Annotated in this window: 13 protein-coding genes and 2 pseudogenes; 8 read left to right on the plus strand and 7 right to left on the minus strand. The window is 43.2% G+C overall.

Annotated features, from left to right (window positions below; all coding sequences use genetic code 11):
• Positions 1-480: 480 nt before the first annotated feature.
• Positions 481-1,491 carry a GGGtGRT protein gene (locus ACMJ0U_RS10990; RefSeq protein WP_417129960.1) on the minus strand — a complete coding sequence of 337 codons (1,011 nt, stop codon included), beginning with the start codon at positions 1,489-1,491 and terminating at the stop codon, positions 481-483.
• A gap of 20 nt (positions 1,492-1,511) precedes the next feature.
• Positions 1,512-2,213: an iron-sulfur cluster assembly scaffold protein gene (locus ACMJ0U_RS10995; RefSeq protein WP_417129961.1), complete on the minus strand. Its 702-nt coding sequence runs from the start codon at positions 2,211-2,213 to the stop codon at positions 1,512-1,514.
• Positions 2,214-2,503: 290 nt separating this feature from the next.
• On the opposite strand from ACMJ0U_RS10995, the gene ACMJ0U_RS11000 reads away from it, so the two are divergent.
• The 6 genes from ACMJ0U_RS11000 (at position 2,504) to ung (ending at position 8,824) form a co-directional block, all read left to right on the plus strand.
• Positions 2,504-3,013: a DMP19 family protein gene (locus tag ACMJ0U_RS11000; protein WP_417129962.1), complete on the plus strand. Its 510-nt coding sequence runs from the start codon at positions 2,504-2,506 to the stop codon at positions 3,011-3,013.
• 124 nt (positions 3,014-3,137) lie between these two features.
• Positions 3,138-3,956, plus strand: coding sequence for a hypothetical protein (locus tag ACMJ0U_RS11005; protein WP_417129963.1), 819 nt, complete (start codon positions 3,138-3,140; stop codon positions 3,954-3,956).
• Between the two features lie 377 nt (positions 3,957-4,333).
• Positions 4,334-4,903, plus strand: coding sequence for a YIP1 family protein (locus ACMJ0U_RS11010; RefSeq protein WP_417129964.1), 570 nt, complete (start codon positions 4,334-4,336; stop codon positions 4,901-4,903).
• Positions 4,903-5,361: an SsrA-binding protein gene (gene smpB, locus ACMJ0U_RS11015; RefSeq protein ID WP_007561061.1), complete on the plus strand. Its 459-nt coding sequence runs from the start codon at positions 4,903-4,905 to the stop codon at positions 5,359-5,361. Before ACMJ0U_RS11010 ends, smpB begins: the two co-directional genes overlap by 1 nt.
• A 19-nt stretch (positions 5,362-5,380) precedes the next feature.
• Complete coding sequence (gene metH, locus ACMJ0U_RS11020; RefSeq protein WP_417129965.1) at positions 5,381-8,143, plus strand: methionine synthase; 2,763 nt, start codon at positions 5,381-5,383, stop codon at positions 8,141-8,143.
• An 18-nt stretch (positions 8,144-8,161) separates the two neighbouring features.
• Complete coding sequence (gene ung, locus ACMJ0U_RS11025; RefSeq protein ID WP_417129966.1) at positions 8,162-8,824, plus strand: uracil-DNA glycosylase; 663 nt, start codon at positions 8,162-8,164, stop codon at positions 8,822-8,824.
• Between the two features lie 101 nt (positions 8,825-8,925).
• Here the strand turns inward: ung and asnA are convergent, their stop codons facing one another.
• From asnA to ACMJ0U_RS11040, 3 genes and pseudogenes are all read right to left on the minus strand, one after another.
• Complete coding sequence (gene asnA, locus ACMJ0U_RS11030; RefSeq protein ID WP_417129967.1) at positions 8,926-9,966, minus strand: aspartate--ammonia ligase; 1,041 nt, start codon at positions 9,964-9,966, stop codon at positions 8,926-8,928.
• A gap of 209 nt (positions 9,967-10,175) precedes the next feature.
• Positions 10,176-11,315: pseudogene (rfbB, locus tag ACMJ0U_RS11035) on the minus strand (dTDP-glucose 4,6-dehydratase).
• Between the two features lie 63 nt (positions 11,316-11,378).
• Positions 11,379-11,870, minus strand: coding sequence for a metallophosphoesterase family protein (locus tag ACMJ0U_RS11040; protein ID WP_417129968.1), 492 nt, complete (start codon positions 11,868-11,870; stop codon positions 11,379-11,381).
• A 64-nt stretch (positions 11,871-11,934) separates the two neighbouring features.
• Between ACMJ0U_RS11040 and ACMJ0U_RS11045 the strand changes: the two genes are divergently transcribed.
• Positions 11,935-13,989, plus strand: coding sequence for an RNA degradosome polyphosphate kinase (locus ACMJ0U_RS11045; RefSeq protein ID WP_417129969.1), 2,055 nt, complete (start codon positions 11,935-11,937; stop codon positions 13,987-13,989).
• On the opposite strand, the gene ACMJ0U_RS11050 is transcribed toward ACMJ0U_RS11045, so the two are convergent.
• Positions 13,986-15,449, minus strand: a complete 1,464-nt coding sequence (locus ACMJ0U_RS11050) for a potassium/proton antiporter (protein ID WP_417129970.1) — start codon at positions 15,447-15,449, stop codon at positions 13,986-13,988. The two genes, ACMJ0U_RS11045 and ACMJ0U_RS11050, sit on opposite strands and share 4 nt — an antisense overlap.
• A 224-nt stretch (positions 15,450-15,673) precedes the next feature.
• Between ACMJ0U_RS11050 and ACMJ0U_RS11055 the strand changes: the two genes are divergently transcribed.
• A complete protein-coding gene (locus ACMJ0U_RS11055; RefSeq protein WP_417129971.1) occupies positions 15,674-16,087 on the plus strand; it encodes a hypothetical protein in 414 nt (137 codons plus the stop codon).
• 26 nt (positions 16,088-16,113) lie between these two features.
• Here the strand turns inward: ACMJ0U_RS11055 and ACMJ0U_RS11060 are convergent.
• Positions 16,114-16,310 (minus strand): annotated as a pseudogene (locus ACMJ0U_RS11060) (hypothetical protein); the annotation flags it as partial.

Here is a 16,310-nt window from a genome sequence, read left to right on the forward strand (position 1 = left end):
GAGTGCATCTTTCCCCATTTACTGTAATTGTAATTTCAATAGGAGCTTTACCACTCTTTCTTGCTTTACTTTCTCTTATGGCAAAGAGAATAGAAAATGAACTTCTTACCATAGTTTAATCATTTAAAATTAGACATTGGGAAGTCCTTTTAAATATGATATATCTTTCTGTGTATTAGATAGATGAATCGAATTTTGCGACCACTTTTGAAAAAATGGGAAAATGGTCGCAAATTGGTCGCAAAACATCCTCTTTTCAGCCCATTTTCAACTATAATCAGCCACTCCTCAACCTTAGAGAAACAAGCCTTATTCAAGCAATATTCAGCTTCAATTCCGTCATCCAATCACAACGGTCAATAAGAAGAAAAGCAAGCAAAAAGTAATAGGGAATCATCTTCTACTCATGAGATGTATATAAAATAAAAATCCCCATAACTCATAGAGTTACAGGGATTTATTATGTAGTAATTACTTCAATTACTTATTCAAAGCAGTAGCCACGTCAACGGCACAAGCCACCGTGCATCCTACCATCGGGTTGTTACCGATACCCAGGAATCCCATCATTTCTACGTGAGCAGGAACTGATGAAGAACCAGCGAACTGAGCATCTGAGTGCATACGACCCATAGTATCTGTCATACCGTAAGAAGCAGGACCAGCAGCCATGTTATCCGGGTGAAGTGTACGACCTGTACCACCACCTGAAGCTACTGAGAAGTAAGGCTTACCTGCAAGAACACGTTCTTTCTTGTAAGTACCTGCAACCGGGTGCTGGAAACGAGTCGGGTTAGTAGAGTTACCTGTGATAGATACATCTACACCTTCTTTCCACATGATAGCTACACCTTCGCGAACGTCGTCAGCTCCGTAGCATTTTACTTTTGCACGAGGACCGTCTGAGTAAGCGATTTCCTGAACAACTTTCAGTTCGCCAGTGTAGTAGTCAAACTGAGTCTGAACGTATGTAAATCCGTTGATACGAGAGATAATCTGTGCAGCGTCTTTACCCAGACCGTTCAAGATACAACGCAGAGGTTCTTTACGTACTTTGTCTGCTTTTGCAGCGATTTTGATAGCACCTTCAGCAGCAGCGAAAGATTCGTGACCAGCCAAGAATGCGAAACATTTAGTTTCTTCGCGCAGCAACATAGCGGCCAGGTTACCGTGACCCAAACCAACTTTACGGTCGTCAGCAACTGAACCTGGGATACAGAATGACTGCAAACCGATACCGATTGCTTCAGCAGCTTCAGCAGCGTTTTTGCAACCTTTCTTAATAGCAATGGCACAACCTACCACGTAAGCCCATTTTGCATTTTCGAAGCAGATAGGCTGAGTTTCTTCACAAGTTTTATAAGGATCAAGACCATACTGTTCGCAGATAGCGTTAGCTTCTTCGATGTCTTTGATACCGTTAGCGTTCAAAGCAGCAAGAATCTGTTTGATACGACGGTCCTGGCTTTCAAATTTTACTTCTCTAATCATAATGTTCTTTCCTCCTTATATTATTCGTGACGTGGATCAATTTTCTTAACAGCTCCCTGTTCTTCAGTTACACGTCCGTAAGTACCAGTTACTTTCTTCAAAGCTTCGTTTGCGTCAGTGCCTTTCTTGATCTCATCCATGAACTTGCCCAGGTGAACGAATTCGTATCCGCAGATTTCGTCGTTCTTGTCAAGAGCGATAGTTTTGATATAGCCTTCAGCCATTTCCAGGTAACGAGGACCTTTTGCCAAAGTACCGTACAGAGTACCTACCTGGCTACGCAGACCTTTACCCAAGTCTTCCAGACCAGCACCGATCATCAGACCGCCTTCAGAGAAAGCTGACTGAGTACGTCCGTACACAATCTGCAAGAACAATTCACGCATAGCTGTATTGATAGCGTCGCACACCAAGTCAGTGTTCAATGCTTCCAAGATGGTTTTTCCCGGCAGGATTTCAGATGCCATAGCAGCTGAGTGAGTCATACCAGAGCAACCGATTGTTTCAACCAATGCTTCCTGGATAACACCTTCTTTTACGTTCAGTGTCAACTTACAGGCACCCTGCTGAGGAGCACACCAACCAATACCGTGAGTTAAACCAGAGATGTCTTTAATTTCTTTTGATTTAACCCATTTTCCTTCTTCAGGAATTGGAGCTGGACCATGATTAGGCCCTTTTTTTACAACACACATGTGTTCAACTTCGTGTGAATAAGTCATATTCTTTACGTTTTATTGGTAATAAAAAATAAGTATTTCGTAAACCACGAATTACGGAATTTCTTCCTTAATTCATTCGCAAAGTTAGTCGTTTTATTTCGTTCTGCAACGGGTGAAACCAAACTTTTTGTTGCATTTTAATGATATTTTTTTCGGTTTGGCCTGTTTTGCAAACTCCGGTTGACAAAATGTTTTCATCTTCTAAAAGAAACTTGTATCTTTGTCCTGAATACAGGAAGATGCCTTATCATGGGTTTGTATAAAAGTAGGTAATAATTATTAGGTATAGAATGGAAACGAATCAGATTACGGTTTCGGATGCGGATTTGCGCAAAGGAGCGGAAGAAGGAATGGATGCTTTTTTGAAAGTGTTTATTGATAAATACCTGGAGGTGACAGGAGGGAAGATTAATGCAGATAGCATGCCGTTGCTGAATGGGTATCAGCATACCTTGTTGGGCTATCATTTCTTTCGTGAGGAAGTGATGGAAGGAGGTTTCGTACAGCTTATCCAGAATGGATACGGACCGTATATTTTTGATAACCCGTTTGCCAAAGCGATGCGTATGTTTGGGGCAAAAGATTTTTCAAAGTTAATTTACGAGGCTAAAAAGATTTACGATGCTCATCGTACGGATTTGGAAAAAGAACGTACGGAAGAAGAATTCATGGCCATGTATGAGCAGTATGAGGCTTTTGATGACTTGGAAGAACAGTTTATGGAAGAAGAAGAACAGATTACGGCACTGATAGCAACGTATGTAGATGAGCATTTGGATAGCTTTGCAGAAGTAAAGTAGTTTTAAATGTTTTTTTGTGTTAAAATAGAGCGGCTCCCGTGCAGTCTTTTTTTCTTTTCGTATTTATTTTGTGAATTTTAAATCTAAAATATTTATTAAACTAAAGATAAGAGTAGAATAGAGTATGAAAAAACAGAAATTGGCAGTCTTTTTTGCTGCATTATTAACAATGGTGGGGTTTAGTTCTTGTTTGAACTCTGAAGATGATGGAATAAGTGAATACTATGGTTATTTGGAAGTGAACTCAGGGTGGGGTAGTGTGACTTTCTCTACTCCTGATGGTTTGCAATTTGTACCTAATAAGTCAATTACTACTACAACAAACTCTAAATTGGCTTTTGTTTATTGTCAGTATAATGATGTGGATTTGACTGCGGAAACAGAAAAGTTACCAGTCACATTGTTGAGGGATCCGGTTTATTTGAATGATTTGGGTTATGCAGGGTCAATTTTACCTGATGTAACTTCTACTGTTTCTCTTTATTCTTTAGGAGAAAATGGTGGCGGAGTATGGGGGTACAATGAATATTTGGTTTTGACACCCGCTTATTTCCTGAAAAAAGGTACTACTAGTGAAAATTTAAGTACAGAGTTGGTAAATCACCATTTGAATGTATATTATGTGCCTGAAGAAGATAATGAAACGACTAAGACCTTAAAGTTGTATTTACGTTATCAGCTTACGGGTATAGATGATTCTTCTACAGAGGAAGGTACAGAAACCTGGGCAAGTGATTATAACGTGAAATATTCAGATGCCGTTTATGTAAGTTTGTCTTCTTTACTGGCTCAATATGAGACTGTTCATGGAGAAAAGCCGGAAAAGCTGGAAGTAGAATATGAATACAATAGTAACAGTTACGCTGTACCGACAAAGGATACTAATAAAAAACGAACTAAGACGGTAGTATATGATTTGTATAAAGAAACTACTGCTAATTAATAATAAACATAAATCGTAAAGATAAGAATCGGCATTATAAAATAACTTATATAGCTATTTATAATGCCGATTTTATTTTTGAAAAAAACGCCCTTGCGTTTACATTCAAACGTCAAAGAATTTGGAGTTAAACGCAAGGGCGTTTTAGTTGAAACACAAAAGAGTTTTGTTTTAAACGTAAGTGCATTTTGGGGAGGGTAAAAACACTTCTCTGAAAGTCTTTTCCATACACTGTTTTTCTCTGAATTTTCAAGGCTGATTTTATTTTGGGAATACCGAATTTTAAATAGCTTGAAAAGATAAGTCCCTCTTTCCTTTATCTCATACTTTTTTGTAAATTTGCAATTCGTTTCATCGCATAATGAAAAGAATTGGGAATGAATTATAAAGAATTGTTCAATAAAATGGCATTTTTGCTTTCTTCGCCTGGACGCTTCTGGGAAAAAGAAGTGACGGGAGGACAGGGAGGCCGAATGATGTCGGAATACGTCTATCCGTTTATCGGATTGTGCGGATTGTCGGAGTTTATAGGAACTTTTATCGGACGTGATGTCAGCACGGAGTTTTTCCAGTGGGCCTTGACCCGCTGTTGTGCCATAGCTGTGTCTTTGTTTGGTGGTTTTTTTGTAGCCGTTTATCTGCTGGATAAAATTAGCTGGAACTTGTTTAACAAGTACATACACAAGGAGGCGCTTCAAGTGTTTGTTGGTTATTCCATGACGGTGCTGTTTGTACTTGACATTGTGAATGGATTGATTTCCATTGAAATACTTCACTGGATTCTTCAGCTGTATACTGTAGCCGTGGTGTTTGAAGGGGCCCGCCGGTTTTTGGGAATTCCGGAAAGTAAGTTGACTACTTATACGGTTATTGCCTCCATTCTGATACTGCTTTCTCCAGTGATGATAGAATTTGTGTTTAATAAATTGTCTGTAATATTGAATTGATGAGACCTGTTTCAAATAATATTAATATCAAGAACAAGCGGGCGTCGTTCGATTATGAATTTATCGATACGTACACGGCCGGAATTGTGCTGACCGGAACGGAAATCAAGTCCATCCGGCAGGGAAAAGCCAGTCTGGTAGATACTTTCTGCTTTTTTTCCCGTGGAGAGCTGTGGGTGAAGAACATGCACATTGCGGAGTATTTCTATGGTTCTTATAACAACCATACGGCTCGTCGTGACCGTAAACTGCTGCTGACAAAGAAAGAATTGCGCAAGTTGCAGCGTACTTCTGATGAACCCGGCTTTACAATTGTGCCGACCCGTATGTATATCAACGAGCGAGGGCTGGCCAAGGTGGTCATCGCGCTGGCCAAGGGTAAGAAACAATATGACAAACGTCAGACCTTGAAAGAGAAAGAAGACCGACGGATGATGGACCGTATGTTTAAACGTTAAATAATGGTGCACGAAAACTATGCAGACAAAGACGATACAACAACTGATACGGGAGCGTATTCTGGTGCTCGATGGAGCAATGGGTACGATGATACAGCAGTATAATCTTTCGGAAGCGGATTTCCGGGGAGAACGTTTTAAGGATATTCCCGGACAATTGAAAGGGAATAACGACTTGCTGTGTCTTACTCGTCCGGAGGTTATAGAAGACATTCATCGGAAATACCTTGTAGCTGGTGCCGATATCATTGAAACCAATAGCTTTAATGCCACTTCGGTGTCGATGGCCGATTATCATGTGCAGGCTTATTGTCGGGAAATCAACCTCGCGGCAGCACGTCTGGCACGTCGGATGGCCGATGAGTTTACAGCACTGAATCCCGAAAAGCCGCGTTTGGTGGCGGGAGCTGTAGGGCCTACCAACAAGACCTGTTCTATGAGTCCGGACGTAAATAATCCGGCTTTTCGTGCACTGACTTTCGATGAATTGCAGGCCGCTTATTGTGAACAGATGGAAGCCTTGCTTGAAGGTGGGGTGGATGCTTTGTTGATTGAAACCATTTTTGACACACTGAATGCCAAGGCGGCCATTCGGGCGGCTGAACTGTCGATGGAAAAAACCGGACGGAAGGTACCTTTGATGTTGTCGGTTACCGTGTCAGACATTGCTGGACGTACTTTGTCAGGACAGACACTGGATGCTTTTCTGGCTTCGGTGGAACATGCTGACTTGTTTTCTGTCGGATTGAACTGCTCATTTGGTGCCCGTCAGTTGAAACCTTTTTTGGAACGCCTTGCTTCGCGTGCACCTTATTATATTAGTGCTTATCCGAATGCCGGACTACCAAATTCGCTGGGACAATATGACCAGACTCCGGAAGAGATGGCTGCCGAAGTGAAGGAGTATATCGAAGAAGGACTGGTAAATATCATCGGAGGATGCTGCGGTACGACGGAACAGTACATTGCCAAGTATCAGGATTTGATACGAGGAGTGCAGCCTCGTGTGCCTGTGAAGAAGCATGCGTATTTGTGGCTGTCGGGATTGGAGTTGCTCGAAGTTTCTCCGGAGATTAATTTTGTCAATGTAGGCGAGCGTTGTAACGTGGCGGGTTCGCGTAAATTCTTGCGGCTCATCAATGAGAAGAAATACGATGAGGCTTTGTCAATAGCTCGCAAGCAGGTGGAAGACGGCGCTTTGGTCATCGACGTGAATATGGACGACGGTTTGCTGGATGCCGCACAAGAGATGACTATCTTCCTGAACCTGGTGGCTTCGGAACCTGAAATTGCCCGTGTGCCCATTATGATTGACTCTTCCAAGTGGGATGTGATACGTGCCGGATTGAAATGTGTACAAGGAAAATGTATTGTCAACTCTATTTCCTTGAAGGAAGGAGAGGAGGTCTTTATAGCGCATGCCCGTGAGGTGAAACAGCTCGGGGCGGCAGTCATCGTCATGGCTTTTGACGAGAAGGGGCAGGCCGATACGTACAGTCGCAAGATTGAGGTGTGCGAACGGGCATATCGCATTCTGGTAGATAAGGTAGGATTTGCTCCTGAAGATATCATTTTCGACCCTAATGTGCTGGCCGTAGCTACGGGTATTGAAGAGCATAATAATTATGCGGTCGATTTCATTCAGGCTACCGGATGGATACGCCAGAATCTGCCGGGGGCTCATGTCAGTGGAGGGGTGAGCAATTTGTCGTTCTCTTTCCGTGGCAATAACTATATTCGTGAGGCCATGCATGCCGTGTTCCTGTATCATGCCATTCAGCAGGGAATGGATATGGGGATTGTCAACCCGGCTACTTCCGTATTGTACACGGATATTCCACAGGATATTCTGGAACGGATTGAGGATGTGGTGCTGAACCGTCGGCCGGATGCCGCAGAACGCTTGATTGAAACGGCAGAACGCCTGAAGCAGGAGAAAGAAGGTACTGCCTCTCAAGATGGAAATGCGTCGTCGCAACTGTTGTGGCGGAATAATACCACGGTGGAGGAACGGTTGCAACATGCACTGGTGAAAGGACTTTCGGATTATCTGGAGGAAGATTTGCAGGAGGCGCTTTCACGTTACCCGAACGCGGTGAGCATCATCGAAGGACCGCTGATGGCAGGGATGAACCATGTAGGAGACTTGTTTGGTTCGGGAAAGATGTTCTTGCCGCAGGTGGTGAAAACCGCACGAACCATGAAAAAGGCAGTAGCTATTCTTCAGCCTTATATCGAGGCGGAAAAAGAAGAAGGTGCTCGCAGTGCCGGAAAGGTGCTCGTGGCTACGGTGAAGGGTGATGTGCATGATATTGGAAAGAATATCGTGTCGGTGGTCATGGCGTGCAATAACTATGAAATTATAGACTTGGGCGTGATGGTGCCTGCCGAGAAGATTGTGGAGACGGCTATCCGTGAAAAAGTAGACATCGTAGGACTGAGCGGACTGATTACTCCTTCGCTGGAAGAAATGGTGCATGTGGTGACTGAACTGCAGCGGGCCGGACTGGATGTGCCGGTGATGATTGGCGGGGCTACCACTTCGAAACTGCATACGGCACTGAAGATTGCCCCGGTGTATCATGCGCCGGTGGTATACATGAAGGATGCTTCACAAAATGCGCTGGTGGCTGCCAAGTTGCTGAATCGTGAGCAATGTCCGGCTTTTGTGGAAGCTTTGAATGAAGAGTATCAGGCTTTGCGTGAAAAGAACCGTCAGAAAACGGTACAGACGGTTTCACTTGCGGAAGCTCAAAAGAATAAACTGAACCTTTGGGATTAATTATTTACTTATCGTATTATGAATGTACAGATAGAAGAAGGCTGGAAAAAGGCACTGGCACCGGAGTTTGAAAAAGATTATTTTGTCCGGTTGACCGATTTTGTCCGTCAGGAGTATCAGCAGACTACGGTATATCCTCCCGGAAGATTGATATTCAATGCATTTAACCTTTGTCCTTTTGATAAGGTGAAAGTGGTGATTATCGGGCAGGACCCGTATCACGGACCGGGGCAGGCACATGGCTTGTGCTTTTCAGTGAACGACGGGGTGGCGTTTCCTCCTTCTTTGCAGAATATATTCAAGGAAATTCACGATGATCTGGGTATGCCGATTCCCGCCAGTGGCAACCTGACTCGCTGGGCAGAACAGGGTGTGTTGCTGCTGAATGCTACCTTGACGGTGCGTGCCCATCAGGCTGGTTCACATCAGCGGCGGGGGTGGGAAGAGTTTACGGATGCGGCCATCCGTGTGCTGGCTGAGCAGAAAGAACATTTGGTGTTTATCTTGTGGGGGTCTTATGCGCAGAAGAAAGGAGCGTTTATTGACCGCAGCAAGCATCTGGTACTGACTTCCGTGCATCCGTCTCCGCTGTCGGCTTATAACGGTTTCTTTGGAAACAAGCATTTCAGTCGCACCAATGAATACCTGGTGGCCCATGGAGAAACTCCTGTCAACTGGTAAGAAACAACAAATTAATAAATACACAAAAAGAAATCCCCTTGCTCCGTTCGTACGGGTGGAGCAAGGGGATTGTTACGTTTATATAATGATCTATGTGTTTGTCAGATGAGTTGCATACCCAGCTGTTCGCATTCTTTGCGCATGTCCTCCGGCCAGATACTAGCCTGAATTTCTCCAATATGTGCTTTTTTCAAGTAAAGCATACACAAGCGTGATTGTCCGATACCTCCTCCAATTGTTAAAGGAAGCGTATCGTTCAATAAGCGTTTGTGGAAATAGAGTTTGGTACGTTCTTCTTTTCCTGCCAGTTCCAGTTGCTTGAGCATGGCAGACTTGTCTACACGGATACCCATGGAAGAAATTTCCAGTGCACGTTGCAGCACTTCGTTCCATACCAGCAAATCTCCGTTTAGTCCCGGAAGTCCCGTTTTAGGATCTACCGTAGTGTAGTCGTCATAGTCCGGTGCGCGCAAATCGTGAGGCAGTCCGTTGCTCAGTTTGTTTCCGATACCGATAATGAACACGGCTCCAAAGCGTTCGGTAATCAGATTCTCACGTTCTTTGGCAGTCTTATCCGGATACATTTGCAGCAAATCTTCCGAATGAATGAAATGTACGTCATGAGGCAGGAATGACTTAATCTGTGGATACATTTCACAAATCATGTATTCCGTGCGGCGCATGGCGGCATAGATACGGGTCACAATGCTTTTCAGGAATTCCACCGTGCGTTGTTCCGGAGTGATGACACGTTCCCAGTCCCACTGGTCTACGTAGAGAGAATGGATGTTGCCCAGTTCTTCGTCGGCACGTATGGCATTCATGTCAGTATAAATCCCATAACCTGGTTCAATCTGATAGTCAGCCAGTGTGACACGTTTCCATTTGGCCAGTGAGTGAACGACTTCTGCTTGCTGGTCACCCAAGTCCTTAATCGGGAAGCTAACCGGTCGTTCCGTGCCATTCAAGTCATCGTTGATTCCCATTCCTTTCAAAACGAACAAAGGGGCGGTAACGCGGCGTAAACGAAGTTCGGACGAGAGGTTCTGCTGAAAAAACTCTTTAATTTGCTTGATGCCCAGTTCGGTCTGTTTCATGTCAAGCAGCGGCTTATAGCCGACTGGTTTTATAAGGTAACTCATGTATGAATTTCTTTAAATGTTTATTTGCTTGCAAAGATAGGTGTATTTTGTAAATATGCAAGTGATTTTTGAAATAAGTTGTCAAAATGTTTTTTTATTTCTTTTTGCATGCTGATAAAGTGAAAAGAAGAAGCGGGGAAATAAAAAATGTCATTCTGGAATTTATTTTCCGGAATGACATTCTATTATGTAATATGAAGAAAGGCTGTTTAGCGATTCTTGTACATGTTTTCGTAGTAGTTCTGGTATTCACCGCTGGTTACGTTTTTCACCCATTTCTGGTTGTCAAGATACCATCGGATGGTTTTTACGATACCATCTTCAAATTTGGTCTCCGGAGTCCATCCGAGTTCGCGGGTAATTTTGGTCGGGTCGATGGCGTAACGCTGGTCATGTCCGAGTCTGTCCTTGACAAAAGTAATCAGTGAATCGTTAATCCAGTCAATGCTGATTTGTCCATCAGGAGTTGTTTGTTTCTTTTTAAGGATGCTCCGATATTACGGTTGCTCGGTCATTATCTGATGAATGGTCGCAATGGTCAGTTTGACGATTTCAATGTTCTGTTTTTCGTTATGACCTCCTACATTATACACTTCACCCTCTTTTCCATTATGGATAATCATGTCGATGGCTTTACAGTGGTCTTCCACGTAGAGCCAGTCGCGCACATTAGTTCCGTCTCCATATACTGGCAGACGTTTTCCTTCCAGAATATTCTTGATGATGAGTGGAATCAGTTTTTCAGGGAAGTGATACGGTCCGTAGTTATTGGAGCAGCGGCTGATAGTTACAGGCATTTTGTAGGTGTCGCGGTAGGCCATCACGATTAAATCCGCACTGGTCTTTGAAGCGCTGTACGGACTGTGCGGGCAAAGGGGAGTTTCTTCGGTGAAATATCCTTCTGCGCCCAAAGAACCATACACTTCATCGGTAGAAACCTGATGGAAGCGAACACCTTTTCTCCAGGTAGGATATCCGTTTTCATCTTTTCCCGTAACCCATGCGCGACGAGCTGCATCCAGCAGGTTCTGTGTTCCCAGGATGTTGGTCTGCAAGAATAGTTGCGGGTTTTCGATGCTGCGGTCTACATGACTTTCTGCTGCAAAATTCACGATGTAATCAAATTTGTAATCGGCGAATAACTGGTCGGCCAGATTACGGTCGCAGATATTTCCTTTTACGAAGAAACAACGTTCGTTGTCGATGTCTTGTGAGATTGTTTCCAAATTCCCGGCATATGTCAAAGCGTCGAGAATTACAATCTTGATGTCGTCATGCTTGCCTAGAATATATTTTATATAATTAGCCCCGATGAATCCGGCAGCTCCAGTAACTAGATAAGTTTTCATATAGAGTTTTATTTTGAGTGCAAATTTCGGAAAGTTTTTTGAATGTGACAAGATTTTTTTGTTTTAATCATTTAATTCAATTACCTCCAGGTCAGAGAAATTCCCGTTTTCTATGTTGAATCGTACAAGTGTGCGTACTCGATGAAAACCATATTTTCCGGCAGCTCCCGGGTTGATATGGAGTAACCCCAGGTTACGGTCGTATTTAACTTTTAGAATGTGTGAATGGCCACTGATAAACAGCTTTGGGGGATGTGTCATAAGTGTTTCCCGAATGGAAGGATCATACTTTCCTGGATAACCTCCGATGTGTTTGATGAGTATATCGGTACCTTCCAGTTGGAAACGGTTGATTTCTGGAAAGCGTATACGCAAGTCTTGTCCGTCGATGTTGCCGTAGACAGCTCTCAGTGGACGAAAATCCGCCAGACGTTCGGCTACCTCTAGTGAACCGATGTCACCGGCATGCCATATTTCATCACAGGCATCGAAATATTTCAAGTAACGTTTGTCCCAGTAACTGTGGGTATCCGATAAGAGTCCGATTCTTTTCATTTTTCTTTTGCTTTTGTCCGGCAAAGATACTACTTTTGGAGAAACCTTGAATGATTTTCAGTATATGGAAAACCTCTCTAAATATTTCAACCGGGACATAAGCTGGTTGTCATTTAATCACCGCGTATTGCTGGAGGCGGATGACGATACTCTTCCTTTGTTTGAAAGAATCAATTTCATAGCTATTTATTCGTCTAACCTGGAGGAATTCTATCAGGTTCGTGTGGCAGAACATAAGGCGGTTGCATCTGGAGGTAAGAGTGAAGACATGACCGTGGATGAGGCTCACGACCTGATTCGGCAGATTACGGATACGGTGAACCGTCAGCTGGAAGACCGTGTACGCATCTATGAAGAAAAGATTCTTCCGGCATTACGACGTAATCATGTGGTGTTTTATCAGAGCAAAAGCGAGGTGGAGGATTTTCATAAGGAGTTTGTGCATCGCTTTTTTATGGAAGAAGTGTTTCCCTACATTCAGCCGGTGAAAATCGATCCGGATAATGTGCGCTTTTTCTTGAGAGACAGACGCCTGTATCTGGCTGTAAGGGTATGGAAGGATGCGCAGGAGAAGCCGGAATATTATATTATAAAAATGCCTTATAGTAAGGTGCCCCGCTTTGTGCAGCTTCCTTCGCATGAGGGAAATTATTACCTCATGTTTCTGGAGGATATAATTAAGGCCAATTTGAAAGAAGTGTTTATTGGCTACAAGGTAGAATGCAGTTATTGTTGTAAGATTTCACGTGATGCCGATGTGTTTGTAGATGATGTACCTGCAGAGAGCATGGTGGAAAAATTGAAGGAGAAGGTGAAGAAACGTAAGATTGGTGCTATCTGTCGTTTTGTATATGACCGGAAAATGCCGGATGATTTTCTGGATGCCCTGGTAGAAGCATTGGGTATCAACCGGGAAGAACTTGTGCCAGGCGACAAGCATCTGAACCTGGAAGATTTGGCGTCCCTCCCTAACCCGAATCCGGATATTCCGGCCATCGTCAAGCCACAGCCGATGTTCTTGCCTGGGATGAATGAAAAACACTTTATGTATCGTCGGATAGCCAAACGGGATATGCTGCTTTATTATCCGTATCATAGTTTTGAACATTTCATTCATTTTCTGTATGAAGCCGTTCATGATCCTTTTTGTCGTGAAATCATGATTACGCAGTATCGTGTGGCAGAACATTCTGAAGTGATTAACGCCTTGATTGCTGCCGCACGAAACGGGAAGCATGTCACGGTGTTTGTAGAATTGAAGGCACGTTTTGATGAGGAAAATAATCTGGCCACAGCCGAATTGATGCGGAAGGCGGGGATTGACATTATATTCAGTATCCCGGGACTGAAAGTACATGCCAAGGTGGCATTGATTCTCCGGAAGAATGATAAAGGAGAACGGTTAAGGAGCTATGCGTATGTCAGTACGGGTAATTTTAATGAGAAGACGGCAAAAATTTATGCAGATATAGCTTTATACACTTGTAACAAGCAGATAGTGGACGACATGTGTACCCTGTTTAAAGTCTTGCGGAAGGAAGTGACGGAGCCCCGTTTCAAACGCTTGTTGATAGCGCGTTTCAATCTGCTTCCGGAATTGAAAGCCATGATTCAGAGGGAAATCGACTTGGTAAAAGAAGGAAAGCCTGGTCGGATAATTTTGAAGATGAATGCCTTGCAGGATACGGCTATGATAGATGAACTGTATCGTGCCAGTGAGGCGGGGGTACAGATTGATTTGATTGTAAGAGGAATCTGCTGTCTGGTTCCGGGAGAACCGTTCAGTCGGAATATTCGGGTTACTCGTATTGTAGACAGTTTCTTGGAGCATGCCCGTGTGTGGTACTTCGGAAATGGAGATGACCCGCTGGTCTTTATCGGTTCGCCCGACTGGATGCGTCGTAATTTATACCGTCGTATCGAGGCGGTAACTCCTATCCTCGACGGCAGACTTCGTCGGGAACTGACAGACATGCTGGAACTTCAGTTGTCGGCCAACCGGAAAGCGTGCTGGGTGGATAGTCAGCTGCGGAATGTCTTTAAAAGAAAGCCGGGTAACGATGACATACGTGCACAGTATGATTTTTATGAATACCTGAAAAACAAGTTGGCTGATTAATTTTCAGCCGACTTGTTTTTGTTTTCTGATATAAGCAGCAATTTGTCTCCCGGTTTCAGTTCCATTTGTCCGTTGGGAATCAGGAATTCATTGCCACGTTTCACGAGCATGACCAATGTTCCTTTCGGAATCTGCATTTCGGCCAGTCTGTTTTTATCTTCCAGCATTTCGGCTGTTAGGGTGAGGTCATTCAGACGGGTATCAATTTCTTCCGGCAGTTCCACTCCAAATTCATTTCCTTCTTTAGGTGCCGGCAAGTCCAGATGCAGGATTTTAGCTGCCTTGGTAATGGTCATTCCCTGAATCACCAAAGAAAGAAGGGTGATAAAGAATACAATGTTAAACAATTGCTGTGAACCCTCTATTTGAGCCAATACTGGATAGGTCGCAAAAATGATGGGGGTAGCTCCTCTCAGTCCCACCCACGAAACGAACAGTCTGCCTTTATTCGTAATGTTACGGAAAGGCAACAGACAGAGGAATACGCTGATTGGACGTGCGACGAGAATCATGAACACACCAATCAGTAAGGCAACTGCCGCAATGTCGAGCATTTCGTGCGGGTTGACCAGCAATCCTAAGGTAAGGAACATAATAATCTGGAAAAGCCAGGTCAGTCCACTCATAAAAGTATTGATTTCTTTTCGGTAAGCCAGTCGGGTATTTCCAAGAATGACTCCCATGATGTAGACTGCCAGATAAGCATTTCCTTTCAGCTGGTCGGTAATGGTGAAGGTAATGAATACCAGACTTAGCAAGAGGATTGAATAAAGCGAACTGTTGGACAGATTGATACGGTTTATCAGCCACACACTGAATCGTCCCATAGCGTAGCCGATGACTCCCCCGAAGAAGAATTGCACGAGCAGGTCTTTGGTAATCAGTAGAAAATCAGGATTGCTTCCACTTGAAATCACCTGTATCAGCACGATGGTCAGCATGTAGGCCATCGGGTCATTACTTCCGCTTTCCAGCTCCAGCATAGGGCGTAGGTTTTGTTTCAGGTTCATGCGTTGGGAGCGAAGCAGGTTGAACACAGACGCAGAGTCTGTAGACGACATGGTGGCAGCGAGCAGCAAGGAACTCAGCAGAGTTAATTCGATGTTGGTTCGGTTCCAGTCGGAAATATAGAATATAAATATACCGGTCAATAAAGTGGTAAGCAATACACCGACTGTTGATAGGACAATACCGGGAGTAAGGATGGGTTTGATTTCGTTGTATTTGGTATCCATACCTCCGGAAAACAGAATAATGCTCAGTGCCATCATTCCAATGAATTGCGCATCTGAAGCACTGTTAAATTGCAGTCCGAGTCCGTCGCTGCCAAAAAACATTCCTACAATCAGGAAAAGTAGAAGAGTGGGAATACCAAACCGATATCCGGTTTTACTGATGAGGATACTGGAAAAAATAAGGATAGAGCCAATCATCAGTATGTTTTCAGCTGTAAAAATCATGATTGTGTAGTAATAAATAAAGTAAAGTGAATGTGGTATATGTATTATAATGTTCGAAGGTAAGAAAATGTTTTTTCAGACAAGTATTTTTAGAAGCAGAAAAAGCTTGTATTAAGATATTTTGTGTAATGATACTTAGTATATTTGCTGCATCTATGTTGTAAATTGTAATTATTAAAATTTGAATTATGATGAAATGTTATTTTTACAAAAGCTGTAGGATTTTGCTGATCTTTTTGCTCAGTTTTTCAGGAATGGTTTATGCACAAACAGGAAATTCAGCATGGAATAAAAGTTGGAGTGCCACTACTCCTCAAAAAGATGCTGTGATGAGTTTGGACTTGAATGTGAAAGAGAAAAAGAACTTGAATCCTTACAATGATGGAGCCTTATGTAATGGTTTCATGTCAGTGTATGTGGTGGAGCCAAGTGGTCGTAAGTCGCTGTTGGTGACTTATGAATTTTCTCTGACACGTATGGAAGGAAATATAGCATACCTTAAGTTTGTGCCTGGACGTTCAGGTATGGACGATGGAGAAGGTGCTTGTAAAGCTATTTTGAAGAATGGTAAACTTCAGCTGGTAGGAACAGATCAAGGTGGAAAGTCTGCTCTGTTTAACGGGCTGACTTTTAAATAAGGGAAAAGATTGAAGTTCAGAAGTAGTTATTTATTGAATTGTAAAAGAGGGTGTGTCAAAATGCATACCCTCTTTTTTATGGCAAAGCCCCGACTTTCCCAAGCCGAGGCTTTGTTATTACCTAAAGATTTTGTATCTTTAAGCATAAGCAAAGTAATATGGCAAAGATACATTTTCGTTCCTACAATCCCAATCAAATCGTCCTTTTCCCACAAAGAATAGA

Source organism: Phocaeicola sp. (genome assembly GCF_048170425.1).
GTDB lineage: Bacteria > Bacteroidota > Bacteroidia > Bacteroidales > Bacteroidaceae > Phocaeicola.